This window comes from Microbacterium kyungheense, from assembly GCF_006783905.1.
In the GTDB taxonomy this organism is placed as follows: domain Bacteria; phylum Actinomycetota; class Actinomycetes; order Actinomycetales; family Microbacteriaceae; genus Microbacterium; species Microbacterium kyungheense.
The window spans coordinates 1,131,626-1,147,533 of the sequence record NZ_VFPE01000002.1; the positions used below are offsets into that span (position 1 = coordinate 1,131,626).

The 15,908-nt window shown below is 70.1% G+C and carries 18 protein-coding genes; 6 read left to right on the top strand and 12 right to left on the bottom strand.

The features are described from left to right. Positions 1–8: 8 nt before the first annotated feature. From FB391_RS12080 to FB391_RS12095, 4 genes are all read right to left on the bottom strand, one after another. A complete protein-coding gene (locus FB391_RS12080; RefSeq protein ID WP_185843039.1) occupies positions 9–476 on the bottom strand; it encodes a 2'-5' RNA ligase family protein in 468 nt (155 codons plus the stop codon). Positions 477–513: 37 nt separating this feature from the next. Then, complete coding sequence (locus FB391_RS12085) at positions 514–708, bottom strand: hypothetical protein (RefSeq protein ID WP_185843040.1); 195 nt, start codon at positions 706–708, stop codon at positions 514–516. Positions 709–749: 41 nt separating this feature from the next. Beyond that, on the bottom strand, positions 750–1,205 hold the full coding sequence (locus FB391_RS12090; protein ID WP_342778192.1) for an HTH domain-containing protein: 456 nt from the start codon (positions 1,203–1,205) through the stop codon (positions 750–752). Between the two features lie 264 nt (positions 1,206–1,469). Beyond that, positions 1,470–1,919 (bottom strand): pyridoxamine 5'-phosphate oxidase family protein, encoded by a 450-nt coding sequence (locus tag FB391_RS12095; protein WP_141894603.1) that lies wholly within the window; start codon positions 1,917–1,919, stop codon positions 1,470–1,472. Positions 1,920–2,006: 87 nt separating this feature from the next. Here FB391_RS12095 and FB391_RS12100 point away from each other — a divergent pair, with 87 nt between their 5' ends. Then, entirely contained in the window at positions 2,007–2,927 is a 921-nt protein-coding gene (locus tag FB391_RS12100) for an AEC family transporter (RefSeq protein WP_141894604.1), read from the top strand. Positions 2,928–2,942: 15 nt separating this feature from the next. On the opposite strand, the gene FB391_RS12105 is transcribed toward FB391_RS12100, so the two are convergent. The 3 genes from FB391_RS12105 to FB391_RS12115 are packed head-to-tail and all read right to left on the bottom strand — an operon-like array spanning position 2,943 to position 4,527. Further along, positions 2,943–3,215: a DUF6510 family protein gene (locus FB391_RS12105; RefSeq protein ID WP_246093473.1), complete on the bottom strand. Its 273-nt coding sequence runs from the start codon at positions 3,213–3,215 to the stop codon at positions 2,943–2,945. Continuing rightward, positions 3,212–3,937, bottom strand: a complete 726-nt coding sequence (locus tag FB391_RS12110) for a ferredoxin reductase (RefSeq protein ID WP_141894605.1) — start codon at positions 3,935–3,937, stop codon at positions 3,212–3,214. Before FB391_RS12110 ends, FB391_RS12105 begins: the two co-directional genes overlap by 4 nt. Further along, the gene (locus FB391_RS12115; protein ID WP_141894606.1) at positions 3,934–4,527 is read right to left on the bottom strand and encodes a sulfite oxidase-like oxidoreductase; all 594 of its coding nucleotides are present in this window, start codon (positions 4,525–4,527) and stop codon (positions 3,934–3,936) included. The genes FB391_RS12110 and FB391_RS12115 overlap by 4 nt, the downstream gene beginning before the upstream one ends. Positions 4,528–4,691: 164 nt before the next feature. Here FB391_RS12115 and FB391_RS12120 point away from each other — a divergent pair, with 164 nt between their 5' ends. Continuing rightward, entirely contained in the window at positions 4,692–5,249 is a 558-nt protein-coding gene (locus FB391_RS12120) for an HdeD family acid-resistance protein (RefSeq protein WP_141894607.1), read from the top strand. A 65-nt stretch (positions 5,250–5,314) separates the two neighbouring features. Here the strand turns inward: FB391_RS12120 and FB391_RS12125 are convergent, their stop codons facing one another. Continuing rightward, a complete protein-coding gene (locus FB391_RS12125; protein WP_141894608.1) occupies positions 5,315–7,294 on the bottom strand; it encodes an alpha/beta hydrolase family protein in 1,980 nt (659 codons plus the stop codon). A gap of 3 nt (positions 7,295–7,297) precedes the next feature. Beyond that, positions 7,298–8,083 carry an SDR family oxidoreductase gene (locus FB391_RS12130; protein WP_141894609.1) on the bottom strand — a complete coding sequence of 262 codons (786 nt, stop codon included), beginning with the start codon at positions 8,081–8,083 and terminating at the stop codon, positions 7,298–7,300. Positions 8,084–8,125: 42 nt separating this feature from the next. Between FB391_RS12130 and FB391_RS12135 the strand changes: the two genes are divergently transcribed. From FB391_RS12135 to FB391_RS12150, 4 genes are all read left to right on the top strand, one after another. After that, positions 8,126–8,617, top strand: a complete 492-nt coding sequence (locus FB391_RS12135) for an NfeD family protein (RefSeq protein ID WP_141894610.1) — start codon at positions 8,126–8,128, stop codon at positions 8,615–8,617. Beyond that, the gene (locus tag FB391_RS12140; RefSeq protein WP_246093474.1) at positions 8,614–9,726 is read left to right on the top strand and encodes an SPFH domain-containing protein; all 1,113 of its coding nucleotides are present in this window, start codon (positions 8,614–8,616) and stop codon (positions 9,724–9,726) included. Before FB391_RS12135 ends, FB391_RS12140 begins: the two co-directional genes overlap by 4 nt. Continuing rightward, positions 9,723–10,499: a glycerophosphodiester phosphodiesterase family protein gene (locus FB391_RS12145; RefSeq protein WP_141894611.1), complete on the top strand. Its 777-nt coding sequence runs from the start codon at positions 9,723–9,725 to the stop codon at positions 10,497–10,499. The genes FB391_RS12140 and FB391_RS12145 overlap by 4 nt, the downstream gene beginning before the upstream one ends. 126 nt (positions 10,500–10,625) lie before the next feature. Continuing rightward, entirely contained in the window at positions 10,626–11,000 is a 375-nt protein-coding gene (locus FB391_RS12150) for an RNA polymerase-binding protein RbpA (protein WP_141894612.1), read from the top strand. Positions 11,001–11,003: 3 nt separating this feature from the next. Here the strand turns inward: FB391_RS12150 and lnt are convergent, their stop codons facing one another. The 3 genes from lnt to tatC are packed head-to-tail and all read right to left on the bottom strand — an operon-like array spanning position 11,004 to position 15,861. Next, entirely contained in the window at positions 11,004–12,584 is a 1,581-nt protein-coding gene (gene lnt, locus FB391_RS12155; protein ID WP_141894613.1) for an apolipoprotein N-acyltransferase, read from the bottom strand. A 23-nt stretch (positions 12,585–12,607) separates the two neighbouring features. Then, on the bottom strand, positions 12,608–15,106 hold the full coding sequence (locus tag FB391_RS12160; RefSeq protein WP_141894614.1) for a DEAD/DEAH box helicase: 2,499 nt from the start codon (positions 15,104–15,106) through the stop codon (positions 12,608–12,610). After that, on the bottom strand, positions 15,103–15,861 hold the full coding sequence (gene tatC / locus FB391_RS12165) for a twin-arginine translocase subunit TatC (protein WP_141894750.1): 759 nt from the start codon (positions 15,859–15,861) through the stop codon (positions 15,103–15,105). Before tatC ends, FB391_RS12160 begins: the two co-directional genes overlap by 4 nt. Positions 15,862–15,908: the final 47 nt, after the last annotated feature.

Sequence of the window (15,908 nt, forward strand, 5' to 3'; positions counted from 1 at the left end):
CCCACGAGTCAGCTGCCGCGGGCATCCTCCTCGAGCAGGGTGGTCGCCACGACCGTGGCCGTCGCGCCCGGCATCACCGCGACGGCGACGAAGGGCAGCTGCGCGCTCGTGCCGGCCGGAGTCGCGACGCCGGGGACGTGCGTCATGTGCGGGCGGTAGCCCTCGCGCCAGTAGCCGGGCCCGTCGGGAGCGAAGCCGTCGAGCGCCTCGAGCGAGTCGGCCAGGCGCGCGTGCAGTGCCAGGATCCGGGCGGAATCCACCAGCTGCACGGCGATGTCCTGTCGCGGTCCGAACCACGCCGCGTCGCCGAACCGCAGCTTCAGCGGCCGCTCGCCGGCGCAGACGCGGCGCACGGCGCTCACGACCGCATCGGCGGTGCCCTCGACCACGAAGTTCGACGCAAGCGTCACGTGCGCGGGCCACGCGCGGCGGCTGACCCGCTCGCCGACGGCGAGTGGCGCGGGCAGGGCGACCACGACGAAAGGCTCTCGAGACATCCTGTCGCGCACGACCTCAGTCTGACGCATCGACGTACACCGCACGTGACGAGATCACGACGGGGGAGTGCACGGCCTTCCGGTGGAACCGCACGCCCGCCTCCGCCAGCTCGTCCGGCATGAGCCCGGGGGAGCGCCCGGTCACGTCGACGGCCCACCCCGCTCTTGCCAGACGCTCCGCGGTCGCTCCGCCGAGGATGACCGCGCGCATCCGTCCAGCCTGTCAGACGGCGGACGGCGGACGGACCGCGGTCAGCCGGGCTGTGCTCGGTTGACCGCGGTGATGATGTACGAGCTCCGCAGTGCGAGGCGGTATCGCGCGTCGAGCGGGACTGCCGACGGATCGACGAGAGCTCGTTCGACGTGTTCGACATCGACATCCGCGAGCCGTGCGACGTTCTCGGGTGTGAGGCGGCACTCGACCGTGAGTGATTCGAGGATGGCCCGGAGCCGCTCATCGTCGTCGATCGTCAGCCCTGTTGAGACGTACGCGGAGAAGATCGAGAGACGGCGGCTCTCGTCGTCGCTCAGCAGCGGGGTCGACGTCGCCGGTGGCGAGCCCGGAGCCTCTCCGTGGAGGAAGCGGGCCACCGTCTCCGCGGGGATGCGGGTGATCGCGTGCAGTGCGTCCTCTGACATCCCGCCCGCATCGATGACGGCCTGGAGATCTTCGCTGGGGAGATGGCCGCGGTGCGTCATGAGCACCATCCTGCCCACATGCGCGCACCACTGCGTCGAGGGGAGCGCCAGATGCGCATCAGTTACGGCATGCGATCATATAAGTTGACATAATGTGCATTATCGGCTGTTCTTCATCACGGCCGCACCCCTTCTGAAGGAACCCTCACCGCGGGCGCCCAGAAGGGGCCGACCGCCGGCATCCGGCAACGACGCGGCACCGGGCCGACCGCGCAAACTGCGCCGGCGCGACGCAGAATCGTCGTGGTGCACGCCGATGCACCGCACGATGCGTCAGACGAGCCAGGAACCGTCCCGCATCAGCACGCGGCCGGTGAGCTCGTTCGACTCGCGCCATGCCTGGATGCGCGTCGGCCGCAGCACGAGGTACACATACCCGTCGACACCGCGCGGATCCCAGTCGGCCTGTGCTGCGTACGCCGCACCGATCGCCGGGTCGTCGTCCACGGGCACTGAGCGCTCGAGCGCGACGTCGAGAAGCGCCACGTCGCGCGTCGGGCCGACGCCCAGGCGCGCGGTGCCTGAAGCGGCGAGGTTGCGGGCGGTGAGAGATGCCACGTCCAGAGCGATCACCGCGCGGTCGTCGATCCAGGCCAGAGACAGCGGCACCAGATGCGGGACGCCCTCAGAGGATGCCGTCGCCACCCATACGTCGGCGGCTGCTGCGGTCAGCGCCGCGATGAGATCGGCCTTGCGGCTCGCACGATCGCGTGGTTCAGGCATCCGGATCCCCTGTCTGCTCAGCGAGCCAGTCTGTCAGACGACGCCACACGATTCACGTCCAGGTAACGATTTCTCTAGGCTCGAAGCATGCTGGAGTCGCTCACCGGGTTCGTCGTGGTGGGCGTGGCGATCCTGGTGGGCTGGATTCTCGGTCGCATCGACCTGCTGGGCGAACACGCGCGGCCGGTGCTGGCCCGTCTGACGTTCTTCGTGCTGTCGCCGTTCCTGCTGTTCACGGTGCTGTCGCAGGCGGACGTGCACACCCTGTTCTCGTCGCTGCTGCCGGTGTCCGCGATCGCCGCGGTGGCCGTCATCCTCGTCTACGCGGTGATCGCGCGATTCGTGTTCCGGCGCTCCGTCGGCGAGACGGTCATCGGAGCCCTGAGCGCCGGACAGGTCAACTCGAACAACATCGGCATCCCGCTGTCGCTGTACCTGCTGGGCAGCGCGGCGTATCCGGCGCCGGTGATCCTCATGCAGCTGCTGCTGTTCACGCCCATCACGATGGCGATCCTGGATGCCGTCACGACGGCCCGCACGTCGCTGTGGCGTTCCGTCGTCCGGGTGGCGACCAACCCGATCGTGCTCGGCTCGGCTCTGGGCGCGCTCGTCTCGGTCCTCGGGATCGAGCTGCCGCCCGTCGTGCTGCAGCCGGCGCTGCTCATCGCCAACGCGTGCGTGCCCGTGCTCCTCATCGCGTACGGGATATCCCTGCACGGGCAGCGCGTGCTCGGCCCATCCGGGCGTCGACGCGACATCGTGCTGGCCACCACGCTCAAGCTCGTCGCGATGCCGCTCATCGCCTGGTCGGTCGCCGAGTTCGCGTTCGGCCTCAGCGCGCATGACGTGCTGATCGTCACGGTGCTCGCCGCACTGCCGACCGCGCAGAACGTCTTCAACTACTCGCAGCGCTACGACATCGGCGAGACGATCTCGCGCGACACCGTGTTCCTCACCACGATCGGGTGCGTGCCGGTCCTCATCCTCGTGACACTCCTGCTGGGCTGACTCCCCCGGCGCGGCTCAGTCCCGCACGATCTCGTGCAGCGTGCCCAGAATCAGCCTCGTGCCCCGCTCGTCGCGGAGCACCGTGAACAGGGTATGTGTGCACGAGCGGCAGCGGACGATCGCCGCCGCCTCGTCCAGCTCCACGATCGTCTCGGCGAACGGGGCCGCGGCGCCGCAGCCACCGCAGACGCCCACGAGCGCCGTGACATCCGTACCGAACACGTCCCACAGCATCCCGGCCGCAGCATTGCCGTCGACCGTGCTCGTCGCGTTCTCCACCCGCATCATGCGCCTCCGAACCGTTCGGTCTTGATCCGCTCCGGCGCATGGCCGAGTTCGACCAGCGCGTCGGCCACATGCTCGACGAACCCCGTCGGGCCGCAGACGTAGACGATCGGCCGCCGATCCGGCGGCCACGCCGCCGCCCGCAGGGCTTCCGCGTCGATCCTGCCGACGGCGCCCTCCCAGCCGTCCGGCGCAGCGCGCGTGTAGCGCCAGGTGACCGCCACTCCCCCGTCGGCGGCCGAACCGTTCAGCTCATCGCGATATATCGCGTCAGTCGGGGTTCGCACCGAGTACAGGAGCCGGAGGGATGCCGCTGCTCCGGCATCCTTCGCGGCCCGCGCGATCGCCACCAGCGGCACCACACCCGACCCGCCGGCGATGAGCTGGACGGGGTCCGCTCCCCCGGGTCGCCAGACGAAGTAGCCGCCGAGCGGGCCCTTGACCTCCAGCTCGTCGCCCGGGCGCACGTCCCGCACGAGATACGGCGACACCTCGCCCTCGGGGATCTCGTCGACGGCGAGTTCGATGGTCTCGGACGCCCCGTACGAGCCCAGCGAGTAGGACCGCACCGCCTGGTAGCCGTCCTCGGCGGTCAGCCGGATGTCGACGTGCTGCCCGGCCTCGCTGCCCGCCCAGCCGGGAACGGTGACGCGGAGCACGCGCGCGGACGGCGTCGCATCGGCGACCTCGACCACGCGGGCGGCGCGCCAGCCGCCGACCGTCACCAATACCGCTCCTCGGTCCACGGATCGCCGTGCATGTTGTAGCCGTTCTGCTCCCAGAATCCCGGCTCGTCCTCGTCCATCAGAGTGAGGCCGCGCACCCACTTGGCGCTCTTCCAGAAGTAGAGGTGGGGCACGAGCAGGCGCGCGGGCCCGCCGTGCTCCGGGTCGAGCGGCTCACCGTCGAACTCGAACGCGACCCACGCCTGGCCGTCGCGCAGCTCGTCCAGCGGCACATTGGTCGTGTAGCCGCCGTACGAGTGCGCCATCGCGTACGACGCCTCGGTGTCGACGGCATCCAGCAGCGTGTCCAGCGACACCCCGCGCCACGACGTGCCGAGCTTCGACCAGCGGGTCACGCAGTGGATGTCGGTGTGGATGTCCTCGATGGGCAGCGCGAGGAACTCGTCCCACGTCCACGACGCTCCCCCTCCGGTCTCGGTGCGGATCCCGAACCGCCAGTCGGCGGTGTCGATCCGCGGCGTGGGACCGGCCGACAGGACCGGGAAGTCCTCGGTCAGGTACTGCCCCGGAGGCAGGTGCGGGTCACTGTCCCGGCGCCGTGCGCCGAATCCCCTGGAGATGACGGCCATGCATTCCTCCCTGCGGCTGCTGCACGATCACGCTAGCGCGTCCCTGCCGTCCGTTCGAGTGCTGTCCGGTTTACGCCGTACGGCCGGTCGCCACGCCGATGTTCGACATGGGGTCTAAGCTTTAGCCGCATTCCATTCAGGAAAATCTCAGAAAGGGACCTCTCATGTCCACCGCATCCGAGGCCGAGAAGTCGGCCGTCAACGGAATCCGCACCGCGCTCGGCATCGGCGGCGTCCTCGCAGTCATCGTCGGCGTCCTGATCCTGGTGTGGCCGGGCAAGACCGCCGCGGTCGTCACCGCGATCATCGCGATCTACGCCATCGCCGCAGGTCTCGTCTATGCCGGACTCGGCATCTTCTCCAAGACCAAGGGCGGGTGGGCGCGCGTCGGCCACATCGTCCTGGGAATCCTGTTCATTATCGCGGGCGTCGTGGCGCTGTTCAACCTCGCCGCGTCGACCGCGTGGCTCGCGCTGTTCATCGGCATCCTCGTCGGCATCATGTGGATCGTCGAGGGCATCGTCGCGCTGTCGACGCTCGGCGACGCGTCCTCGAAGGGCTGGTCGATCTTCTTCGCCATCCTGAGCATCATCGCCGGTGTCATCGTGCTGTTCTCGCCGGTGTGGGGCGTCGCTGTGCTGTGGTGGCTGCTGGGCATCTCGCTCATCGTCCTCGGCATCATCAACGTGGTCCGCGCCTTCACCTTCAAGGGCGACCTCTGATCCGTGCCTGAACGCCGGAGAGGCCCCGGGAGCAGCTGCTCCCGGGGCCTCTCTCGTGCTCGGCGTCAGCCGACGGGCAGGCGACGCGCCCACCAGTCGAGCACGGCGTCGAAGCGCTCGACGCGGTGCCGCGGCTGCCCGGAGCGGGTCAGTTCGTGGTTCTCACCCGGGAACACGAGCATCTCGGCCTCGGTGCCCTGACGCTTGAGAGCCGTGTAGTAGCGCGTGGCCTGCTCCAGCGGGCAGCGGAAGTCCAGTTCGGAGTGCATCACGAGCGTCGGCGTCTTGACCTGGCCGACGACCGACATCGGGCTCTGGCGGGCGATGTCCTCCGCCGAGACGCCGACGTACTCGTCGCCGAAGAACGACCCGATGTCGCTCGTGCCCTGGAACGACACGGGCTCGAGGAAGCCGCGCTCCACGATCGCGCCGGCGAAGCGGTGGTCGTGCGCGATGACCCAGGCCGTGAGGTAGCCGCCGTACGAGCCGCCCTGGACGCCCACGCGCTCGCCGTCGAGCCGCTCGTCGGACGCGATCGCGCCCTCGAAGAAGTCGATGACGTCGGCGAAGTCGACGGTCCCCATCTGCTGGCGGATGCTGCGGCCGTGCGCCGGGCCGTACCCCGCGGATCCACGCGGGTTCGAGTAGACGACGGCGTACCCGGCGTCGACGAGGACCTGCGTCTCGTCGAACAGGTGCACGCCGTACGAGGCGAACGGTCCGCCGTGGATCTGCAGGATCACAGGGAACGGCCCCTCGCCCTCGGGGGCGGCGACCCAGCCGTGGACGGGGTAGCCGTCGCGCCCCGTGACGGTGAGTTCGCGCGGGAGAGAGATCCCGGATGCCGCAGCCCCGGCTCCGAAGTCGGTGAGGGTGCGCGCCACCCCGCCTTCGACGAGCACGAGCTCTCCGAACGAGTCCGGCCGTGCCACGGCGGCGACGACACGCCCGCCGGCTGCGGCGTGCCCGCCGACTTCGAGGTCTCCGCAGAGCACCTCCGCGACCTCGCCGTCCCGCGACACGCGCAGGAGGCGGACGCGGCCGCGCGTGGCGTCGTGGGCGAGGAAGTCGTCGCCGTCGGCGGTGATGTGCCCCTCTCCGAGGTACACCTCGTCGACGTGCGTGAGGCGACGGGGCCCCGCCGGTTCGAGGAGGAAGAGCCCGACCCCCGGTGCGACGAAGTCCCGGCCGTCTCCGACCTCGTGTCCGAGCACCGCGACGGCGCCGTCGTCGGCGACCGCGATGTCGAAGAGCGACAGCCCGGCTCCGACGCCGAGCACCTCCCGCTCGCCGGACCCGTCGACCGCGACCGCGATCACCCGCGTGCGCAGATCCCGTACCGCGGACTCGATCTCGTCGGTCGCGGTGAGCAGCTCCGCGCCGTCCGCCGAGAACACCAGTCCGGCGTGCGACGTCGTGCCCTCGGTGAGCTGGCGCGCCTCCGCGGCGACCACGGTCTTCTGGGGCGCCGGAGCGTCATCGTCACGGACCGCGGCAGCGGGCTCGTAGAACGGCTCGGCGTCGGCCTCGGGCGCCGCGATCACGAAGATGTGCGACGGACGATCGCCGATGTACCCGAGCCCGTTGGCGTGCCAGCGGATGCCCGTGATGTGCCGCGGCGATTCGGCGGCGGCATCCAGTCCCTCCACGCTGCCGTAGCGGCCCTTCTCGGGAACGCGCGCCAGGTACGCGATGGAGGTGCCGTCGGGCGACCACGCGTACTCCTCGACACCGAGCACCGCCTCGGTCGCCTGCACGGGTTCGCCGCCCGCGGCCGGGATCACGTGCACCTGCGGCTTGCCCTTCGCGTCGCCGCGGACGAACGCGAGCCGCGTGCCGTCGGGCGACAGACGCGGCGCGCCGTCGGCGGTACCGCGGGTCAGGCGGCGAGGGGCGCCGTCGGGAAGGTCCACGCGCCAGACCTGTCCCACGCCGCGGTTGGCGGCGATGTCGGGGCGGGACGTGGCGAAGACGGCGAACGACCCGTCGGGAGCGATGTCGGGCCGCGTGACCGCGATGAGCGTCTCGATGTCAGTGGCGCGCATCGCTCACGCCGCCCCGAACGACGAGACGTCGCCGATGAGCCGGGTGTTGTCGTCCGGCACCGGCTCGTACGCGGCGGCCGCGACCTCCGCGGCGAACTCCGACACGTTGTAGAGCTTGCCGGCGTCTTCGCGGCGCGCGGCGATGGCTCCCGGGTTGGCGCGCTCCAGCAGCGTGGCGGTGATCGTGCCCTCGATCATGTCGCCCGACACGACGACGAAGTCCACGCCGCGCTCGGTGAGCGCGGGGATGCGCTCGCGCAGCGCGTCCTCGCCGGCCCGCTTCGACAGCGCGACGGGCTCGTACTCGGGCATCGTCGGCGTGGTGCGGATGAAGTGGGCCTGGTGGCTCGTGACGAACACGACGCGCGAACCCTCGCCCAGCAGCGGCAGCGCGGTCTCGAGCACGTTCACCTGCGCGTCCCGGTTGAGCTTCAGCGCGTAGTCCTCGGCCATGCCGGACTCCATGCCGCCCGAGGCGTTCAGCACCAGGATGTCGAGCCCGCCGAACGCGCGCTGGACCTCGTCGAACATCGCCTGGACGGATGCCTCGTCGGTGAGGTCCGCGCCCACGACGAGCGTCTGCACCCCGAGCTCGCGCAGCTCGCCGGCGAGCTTCTCGGCGCGCGGCGCCTTGTTGCGGAAGTTGATGACGACGTTCGCGCCGGCCTCGGCGAGGAAACGGGCGGTGTCGGCGCCGATGCCTCGTGACGAGCCGGTGACGAGTGCGGTCTTGCCGCTCAGCGAACCAGCAGGAATCGGGGTGGAAGTCGGGTTGTTTGACTCGGTCACGGAACGACCCTACCTGGTAGGTTCGACGCAAGGAGGCGCACCGTGGAGCTCATCCAGACCATCGAGCAGTGGGCGTGGATCGGCTGGCTCGTCCTGATCCTCGTCTTCCTCGTCATCGAGATGCTCACGCTCGATTTCACGTTCCTGATGCTGTCCATCGGCGGTCTCGCCGGCCTGGTCTCGGACCTGCTCGGAGCGCCGATCTGGCTGCAGGTGATCATCGCCGCGGCCGCCGGCGCCGTGCTGATCCTGTTCCTGCGTCCTCCGCTCCTGCGGCGCCTCCGACGCGGCGAGGATCCCACCCCGTCGAACGTCGACGCGCTGATCGGGATCGGCGGGCTCGTCGTCTCCACCGTCGGCGCCCACGCCGGGCAGGTCAAGCTCGCCAACGGCGATATCTGGACCGCCCGCGCCGAGGGCGGCGAGCTCGAACCCGGCACGCGCGTGCTGGTCAGCCGCATCGACGGGGCGACCGCCGTCGTGCGCGGCGCCGAAGCGATCACTCCCCCCAACCCCGAGGAGCCCCGACTGTGAACGACTCCGTCATCCCCACCACGATCGGGTGGGTCCTCGCGATCGCGGTCTTCATCTTCGTGCTGGTCGTGATCTTCCGATCGATCCGCATCATCCCGCAGGCCAGCGCCGGCATCGTCGAGCGACTCGGGCGGTACCACAAGACGCTCAGCCCGGGACTGAACCTGCTCGTCCCCTTCATCGACCGGCTGCGCCCGCTGCTCGACATGCGCGAGCAGGTCGTGTCGTTCCCGCCCCAGCCGGTGATCACCGAAGACAACCTCGTCGTCTCGATAGACACCGTCGTGTACTTCCAGGTGACCGACGCCCGCGCCGCGACGTACGAGATCGCCAACTATCTCGGTGCCGTGGAGCAGCTCACGACCACGACGCTCCGCAACGTCGTCGGCGGTCTCAACCTCGAAGAGGCGCTCACCAGTCGCGACGAGATCAACGGGCAGCTGCGCGTCGTGCTCGACGAGGCCACCGGCAAGTGGGGCATCCGCGTCTCGCGGGTCGAGCTCAAGGCGATCGACCCGCCCATCTCGATCCAGGACTCGATGGAGAAGCAGATGCGCGCCGAGCGCGACCGGCGCGCCGCGATCCTGACCGCCGAGGGCTCGAAGCAGTCGCAGATCCTCGAGGCGGAGGGCCGCCGGCAGGCTGAGATCCTCCGCGCCGAGGGCGACAAGCAGGCTGCGGTGCTCCGCGCGCAGGGTGAGGCGCAGGCCATCGAGATGGTCTTCAACGCGATCCACGTCGGCGATCCCGACGAGAAGCTGCTGGCGTACCAGTACCTGCAGACGCTCCCCAAGATCTCGGAGAGCCCGTCGAGCAAGCTGTGGATCATCCCGAGCGAGCTCACCGAGGCGCTCAAGGGCATCGGCGCGGCATTCGGAGGTCGTGTGCCGGCCGGTCCGCACAGCACGGCGACGGCGTCCTCGCTGGGTACGCCGTCGGCGACGACAGGGACGACGGCCGACGAGGCTGTCGCCGCCGCCCGGGAAGCCGCCACCGCGGCCGATGACATCGCGACGGCGGCGCAGCAGACCGCAGTGACCGATCTCGGGGCGCCTCCGGCACCGCAGCCCCCGGACGAATCCGGCGCCGGAACCACCCCGTCTTCGTGACCCATCCGTGGTTCCAGGGGGTCGCGACGCCGCGCGTGCTGGCCCACCGCGGGCTGGTGACCCCTGACGCGGCTGCCGGCGGCGTCGCCGAGAACTCGTTCGCCGCGGTCGCCGCCGCCCACTCCGCCGGCGCGCCCTACGTCGAATCGGACTGCCATCTGACGGCGGACGGCGTGGTCGTGCTGTTCCACGACGAGGATCTGTCGCGCGTGACGGGCGACCCCCGCCGCATCGCCGAGATCCGGGTCGCCGAGCTCGAGGCGCTGATGGCCGACCGCGGCGGGCTGATCACCCTCGAACAGGCCCTGGACTCGTTCCCGCTGGTCCGATTCAATCTCGACGTGAAGGCGGAGGCGGCAGCTGTCCCCGTCGGCACTGCAGTGGCTCCGTTCGCGGATCGGGTGCTCGTCACGAGCTTCTCGGACGACCGGCGGCGCACCGCCCTGGACGCGGCCGCGACAGCGGGCGCCGACATCCGACCCGCCACGTCCGCGGGGACCGCCACGATCGCCCGTCTCCTCGCGGCCGTCGCGGCGCGCTCCGACCGACTCATCGCGCGCGCACTCCGCGGCATCGACGCCCTGCAGGTCCCCGAGCGTCGCGGGCGCCTGCGCATCGTCTCGCCGCGCCTGCTTGCGGCCGCCCATCGCCATGGCGTGGAGGTCCATGTCTGGACCGTGAACGACCCGGACGACATGCGCCGGCTCGTCCAGCTGGGCGTCGACGGCATCGTCACGGATCGCGCCGACATCGCACTCGATGTGCTGCGTTAGCACACACGAGTGACCGGTGGCCAGCCCCGCTGTGCATCCACTGTGAAAGGTCGTTGAACCCGGCTGCTTCGGATGATCCGCACAGGTCGCTTCGTTATACCTGTACAGCGACGAGAGGACCACAAAATGGCAGACCGCAGCCTGCGCGGCATCCGACTCGGCGCCCAGAGCCTACAGAGCGAAGAGGGCGTCGTGTTCCATGAGCGTGCACAGCACATCTACACGTGTTCGACCTGTGGACGTGACACGACCCTGACTTTCGCGGCCGACGCCGAGGTTCCCCCGGCGTGGGAGTGCCGCACCTGTGGAGCCGAGGCGCTGCTTCGCGTCGGCGAAGGCACGGCCACCGTCGACCACTCGGGCGACAAGACCCCCCGCAGCCACTGGGACATGCTCCTGGAGCGCCGCACCATCCCCGAACTCGAAGAGCTCCTCGAAGAGCGCCTCGCCTACCTGCGGGCCCGCCGCGGCGGCGAAGACGCCGCGAAGCTCACGGCCTGACGCTCAGTCGACATCAGCGACGCCGGTCCCCTCGGGGGCCGGCGCTTTCGCGTTGCGGCGACCCGCCACCCCGACGTACAGCAGCCCGATGATGCCGCCCCACACCAGCAGCAGCTGGATGGCGCCGCCGGCGAACACCGCAGGCGTGAGGCCAGTGCGCAGCGGCACGTCTTCGAGCATGTGCCCGGCGGTGTCCGCGGGGATGCCGGCGATCTCGGAACCGTCGGGCGCGATGATCTGGCTCGTCCCGACGGTCGAGATGTTGACCACGGCGCGTCCGGTCTCGACAGCGCGCATGCGCGCGAACGCGAGCTGCTGGAGGTTCTCGTCCGTGCCGCGGAAGTCTGCGTTGTTCGTCTGGAACATGAACACCTCGGCGCCGTCCTGCGCGCCGTCCCAGATCACGTCGTCGTAGATGACGTCGAAGCAGATCGCGAGGCCGACGCCCACCCCGTCGACGTCGAAGTAGGGCCGCGCTCCGCCCGGCGTGTACTCGCGCTGGATCAGGTCGATGAGATCGGGCGCGAACATCCGGTAGAACGCACGATCGGGCACCCACTCCCCGAACGGGACGGGATGCCGCTTGTCGTACACGTCGACCGGGTTGTCGGCATCCTGCTCCCACAGCAGCGACGAGTTGAAGTACTCGTCCCCGCGCTGCGTCACGGCTGCCACGATGAGCGGCGCGTCCATGCGAGCGGCCAGGCTGTCGAGCGTGCGCGCCGTGCTCTCGTTCATCGTCGGGTCGGAGTCGACGCCGCCCTCGGGCCACAGGAGCACGTCGACGTCCTCGCCGAACAGCGGTGCCGTCGCCTGCAGCTGGGCGTTCAGCACATCGTTGCGTCCGCGCTCGTCGAAGTATCCGGCGGGACCGTTGCCCTGGACCGCGGCGACGCGCATGGTTCCGGCATCCGTCGTCGGGAACTGCGGCAGGGCGACCAGCAGCACGACGAGGAGGAGCGCCGGCAGCGGCGTTCGCCAGTCGCGGAAGCGGCCCAGGCGTGCCCATTCGACCGCGGACGCGCAGGCCATCACGATGAGGAACGAGAGCCCCGCGACTCCCACCCACGAGGCGACGGGCGCCAGCGGGCTGTCGGCCTGGGTGATGCCTACGCGGCCCCAGGGGAACCCGCCGTACGGCCAGGTGCCCAGCAGCTGCTCGCGCAGCACCCACAGCGCCGCCACGAGGGCCGGCAACGCCACCAGACGCGCCCATGCACCGTTGCGCACCCGGGGCAGCCACCGGTAGGCGAGGGCGATGGGCACCGCCGCTGCGGCCGTGAGCGCCGCCTCCAGGATCGACAGCGCGAGCCACGGCACGGGTCCGAGGTAGCGGGCGGTGAACGACACGTTCACGAGGAAGAACGCGAGTCCGAAGACGAATCCGACGAGCACCGCGCTCCACGCGCGGCGCCCGATGAGGCTCACGAGGGTCAGCGGGATCGCGACGAACACCATGGGCCACCACGCCAGCGCGGGGAACGCCGTCGTCAGGGCCAGACCGCCGGCGGCCGCCGCGATGAGCGCGGCCCAGAGGGGAAGCAGCGGGCGCGGAAGGACGGGGCGGGGTCGCGCGTCGGGCACGGCTCCCAGCCTAAGCGAGCCGCCTACACGCCGGAGTACGCGACGATGCCGCGCCGCACGGCATCCAGCGCCTTGCGCGCCGTGCCGGCGATGGGCTGATCGGCGACGATCGACAGCTGGTCGAGCAGATCGATCGTCTGCTTCGCCCATCGCACGAAGTCCCCCGCGGCCATGTCGGCCTCGATGAGCACGCGGTCGAGTGAGCCACCCCGTGCCCACGTGTGCATGGCGGCGGACAGACCCGCGGCGACCGGCTCCGATCCGGGCAGCCGATGCGCCTGCTCCAGGTCGTCGAGCTCCTGCCACAGCGTCAGCGTCGCGTCGAAGGCCGCCCGGAACGCGCCCCGCGGCAGACCGCGCTCCCCCGGACCGCCGTCGTCCCGCCGCGGCTCGTAGACCAGGGCACAGGCGAGAGCGGCCAGCGAGGCGGCATCCAGATCCTTCCAGATGCCGCGACGCAGCGATTCCGCGACGAGCAGGTCGCGCTCGCCGTAGATCCGGCGCATCGTGCGACCGGACGGGGTGAGCGTCGTCACCCCGTCGTCCGAGACCGTCACGTACTCCAGGGCGCCGAGCACATCGACGACGCGGTCGAAGATGCGCGCGACCGTGCCGGTGCGCGTCTCGATCTGGCGGCGCAGCTTGTCGACGTCGCGCTTCATGCGCCAGTAGCGCTCGGCCCAGCGGGCGTGGTGCTCACGGTCCGGGCACGAGTGGCACGGATGCCGCTGCATCTGCTTGCGCAGGCTCGCGATCTGGCGCTGACGCTCATCGCGCGTGCGGCGCGACGCGTTGGCGTCCTTGCGGTTGGTCTTCTCGAGGTCGCTGAGCTCACGGCGGATGCGGGAGTACTCGGGGAAGTCGCCGCGGTCGCACGTCATGGCCTTGGCATAGCCGGCGAGCGACTCCTCCAGCTCGCGCACCTGCCGCGCGATCCCGACGACCGCCCGGTCAGCCTGGAACTGGGCGAACGACGATTCCAGGATCTCGCGGGCCTTCGCCCGGCCGAACTGGTCGATCAGGTTCACGGCCATGTTGTACGTCGGCCGGAAGCTGGAGTTGAGCGGATACGTGCGGCGCGACGCCAGTGCCGCGACCGCCTGCGGGTCGAGCCCCTCGGTCCACTGGATGACCGCGTGCCCCTCGACGTCGATGCCGCGGCGCCCCGCGCGTCCGGTGAGCTGCGTATACTCCCCCGACGTGATGGCGACGCGGGCCTCGCCGTTGAACTTCTCGAGCTTCTCCAGCACGACGGTGCGCGCGGGCATGTTGATGCCGAGAGCGAGCGTCTCGGTGGCGAACACGACCTTCACGAGCTTGCGCTGAAAAAGCTCCTCGACCACTTCCTTGAACGCCGGCAGCAGTCCGGCGTGGTGCGATGCGACCCCGCGCTCGAGGTTCTCGCGCCACTCCCAGAAGCCCAGGACGGCGAGGTCCTCCTCCTGCAGCGTGCGCGTGCGCTCCTCGATCACCTCGCGGATCTCGCGCCGCTCGTCGGGCGTCGTCAGCCGCACGCCGGACCGGCGCACCTGCTGCACGGCGGCGTCGCATCCGACGCGGCTGAAGATGAAGAAGATCGCGGGCAGCAGGTTGGCGCGCCGCAGCAGCTCCACGACGTCCGGCCGGTCGAGGCGTTCGATGCGCTGCACGTTCGCGGAGCGCACCGGGCGCTTCATGCCGCGGTTCGGACGACGACGGGATGCCTCGTACCCGGCGTGGCGGGCGCTGTTGGATGCCTGCACGCGGCGGTTGTTGTCGAAGTTGGAGCCCTTGACCGAGCGGATCCGCATCAGCTCCTGGTTCACCTGCGCGGTGGCGACGCCGGCGCGGTCGTCGAAGAGGGGCAGCAGGTCGCCGCGCACGAGCACGTGCTGCTCCAGCGGCACCGGCCGCGTCTCGGACACGATCACCTCGGTGTCCCCGCGGACGGTGTCGAGCCAGTCCCCGAACTCCTCGGCGTTGGACACGGTCGCCGACAGCGAGACGAGCTTGACACTCGGCGCGAGGTGGATGATGACCTCTTCCCAGACCGCGCCGCGGAACCGGTCGGCGAGGTAGTGCACCTCGTCCATGACGACGTACCGCAGGCCGCGCAGCGCCGGCGAATCGGCGTACAGCATGTTGCGCAGGACCTCGGTCGTCATGACCACCACCCGCGCATTGCCGTTGATGTTCGTGTCGCCGGTGAGCAGCCCGACCTCGTCGGGGCCATACACCTCCTGCAGCTCGCGGAACTTCTGGTTGGACAGCGCCTTCATCGGCGTCGTGTAGAACGCCTTGTCATCCGGCTCGCGCATCGCCAGATGCACGGCGAACTCGCCGACGATCGTCTTGCCCGCCCCCGTGGGCGCGGCGACCAGGACGCTCCGGCCCTCTTCGAGGGCGCGGCATCCCTCCAGCTGGAACGGGTCGAGCTCGAACGGCTGGGATGCCGCGAACGCGGCCGTGAGCGGATGGCTGCGGCTGTGGCGCGCCGAGTCGCTCGCGCGCGCATAGCGCTCGGCGGGGCCGGGATCGCTCACGACACCTCGGGCGGCAGCAGCGTCGACGTGCGCTTCGCCTTGCGGCGGTCGAACAGCATCGACAGACCCGCGGCTGCGAAGAAGAGCACCACGAGGATGCCCGCCAGCATGAGCATGCTGACGACGTCCGCTGCCGGGGTCGCCAGCGCGGCGAACGCCGTGGCGATCAGGACGGCGACGCGCCACCCCTTCAGGATCCCTCGACCGGAGATGACACCCGCGAGGTTCAGCGCCACGAGGAAGACGGGCAGCACGAACGAGACGCCGACGACCACCAGCAGCTTGAAGACGAAGTCGTAGTACAGCAGCGCGTCGTAGAACTGGGCGGCGCCTTCCGGGGTGAACTGCGCCATCAGCTCCACGACGTGAGGCATGATGAGCAGTCCCACGTAGCAGCCTGCGAAGAAGAGCGGGATCGCCGAGGCCATGAACCCGACGGTGTACCTGATCTCTTTGCGCGTCAGTCCGGGCATGATGAACGCCCAGATCTGCCAGATCCAGATGGGCGCCGAGATCAGGATGCCGATCGCGAACGAGATGCGCAGTCGCATGTCGAACGGACCGGTGATGGTCGCGTACATCAGTTCGACCTTGTCTTCATTCCCCTCGGAGGCCGCGACGATGCGGATCGGCTCCGTGATGAGGTGGATGATCGGGTCGGTCAGGAAATAGGCGACGATCATGCCGACGACAAGGGCCAGCGCCGCGTACATCAGCCGCTTGCGCAGCTCGACGAGATGCTGCGCGAGCGACATCCGCTTGTCACGCTTGGGCGCGTTGGGTTCGTCGAACACGCGCGGCG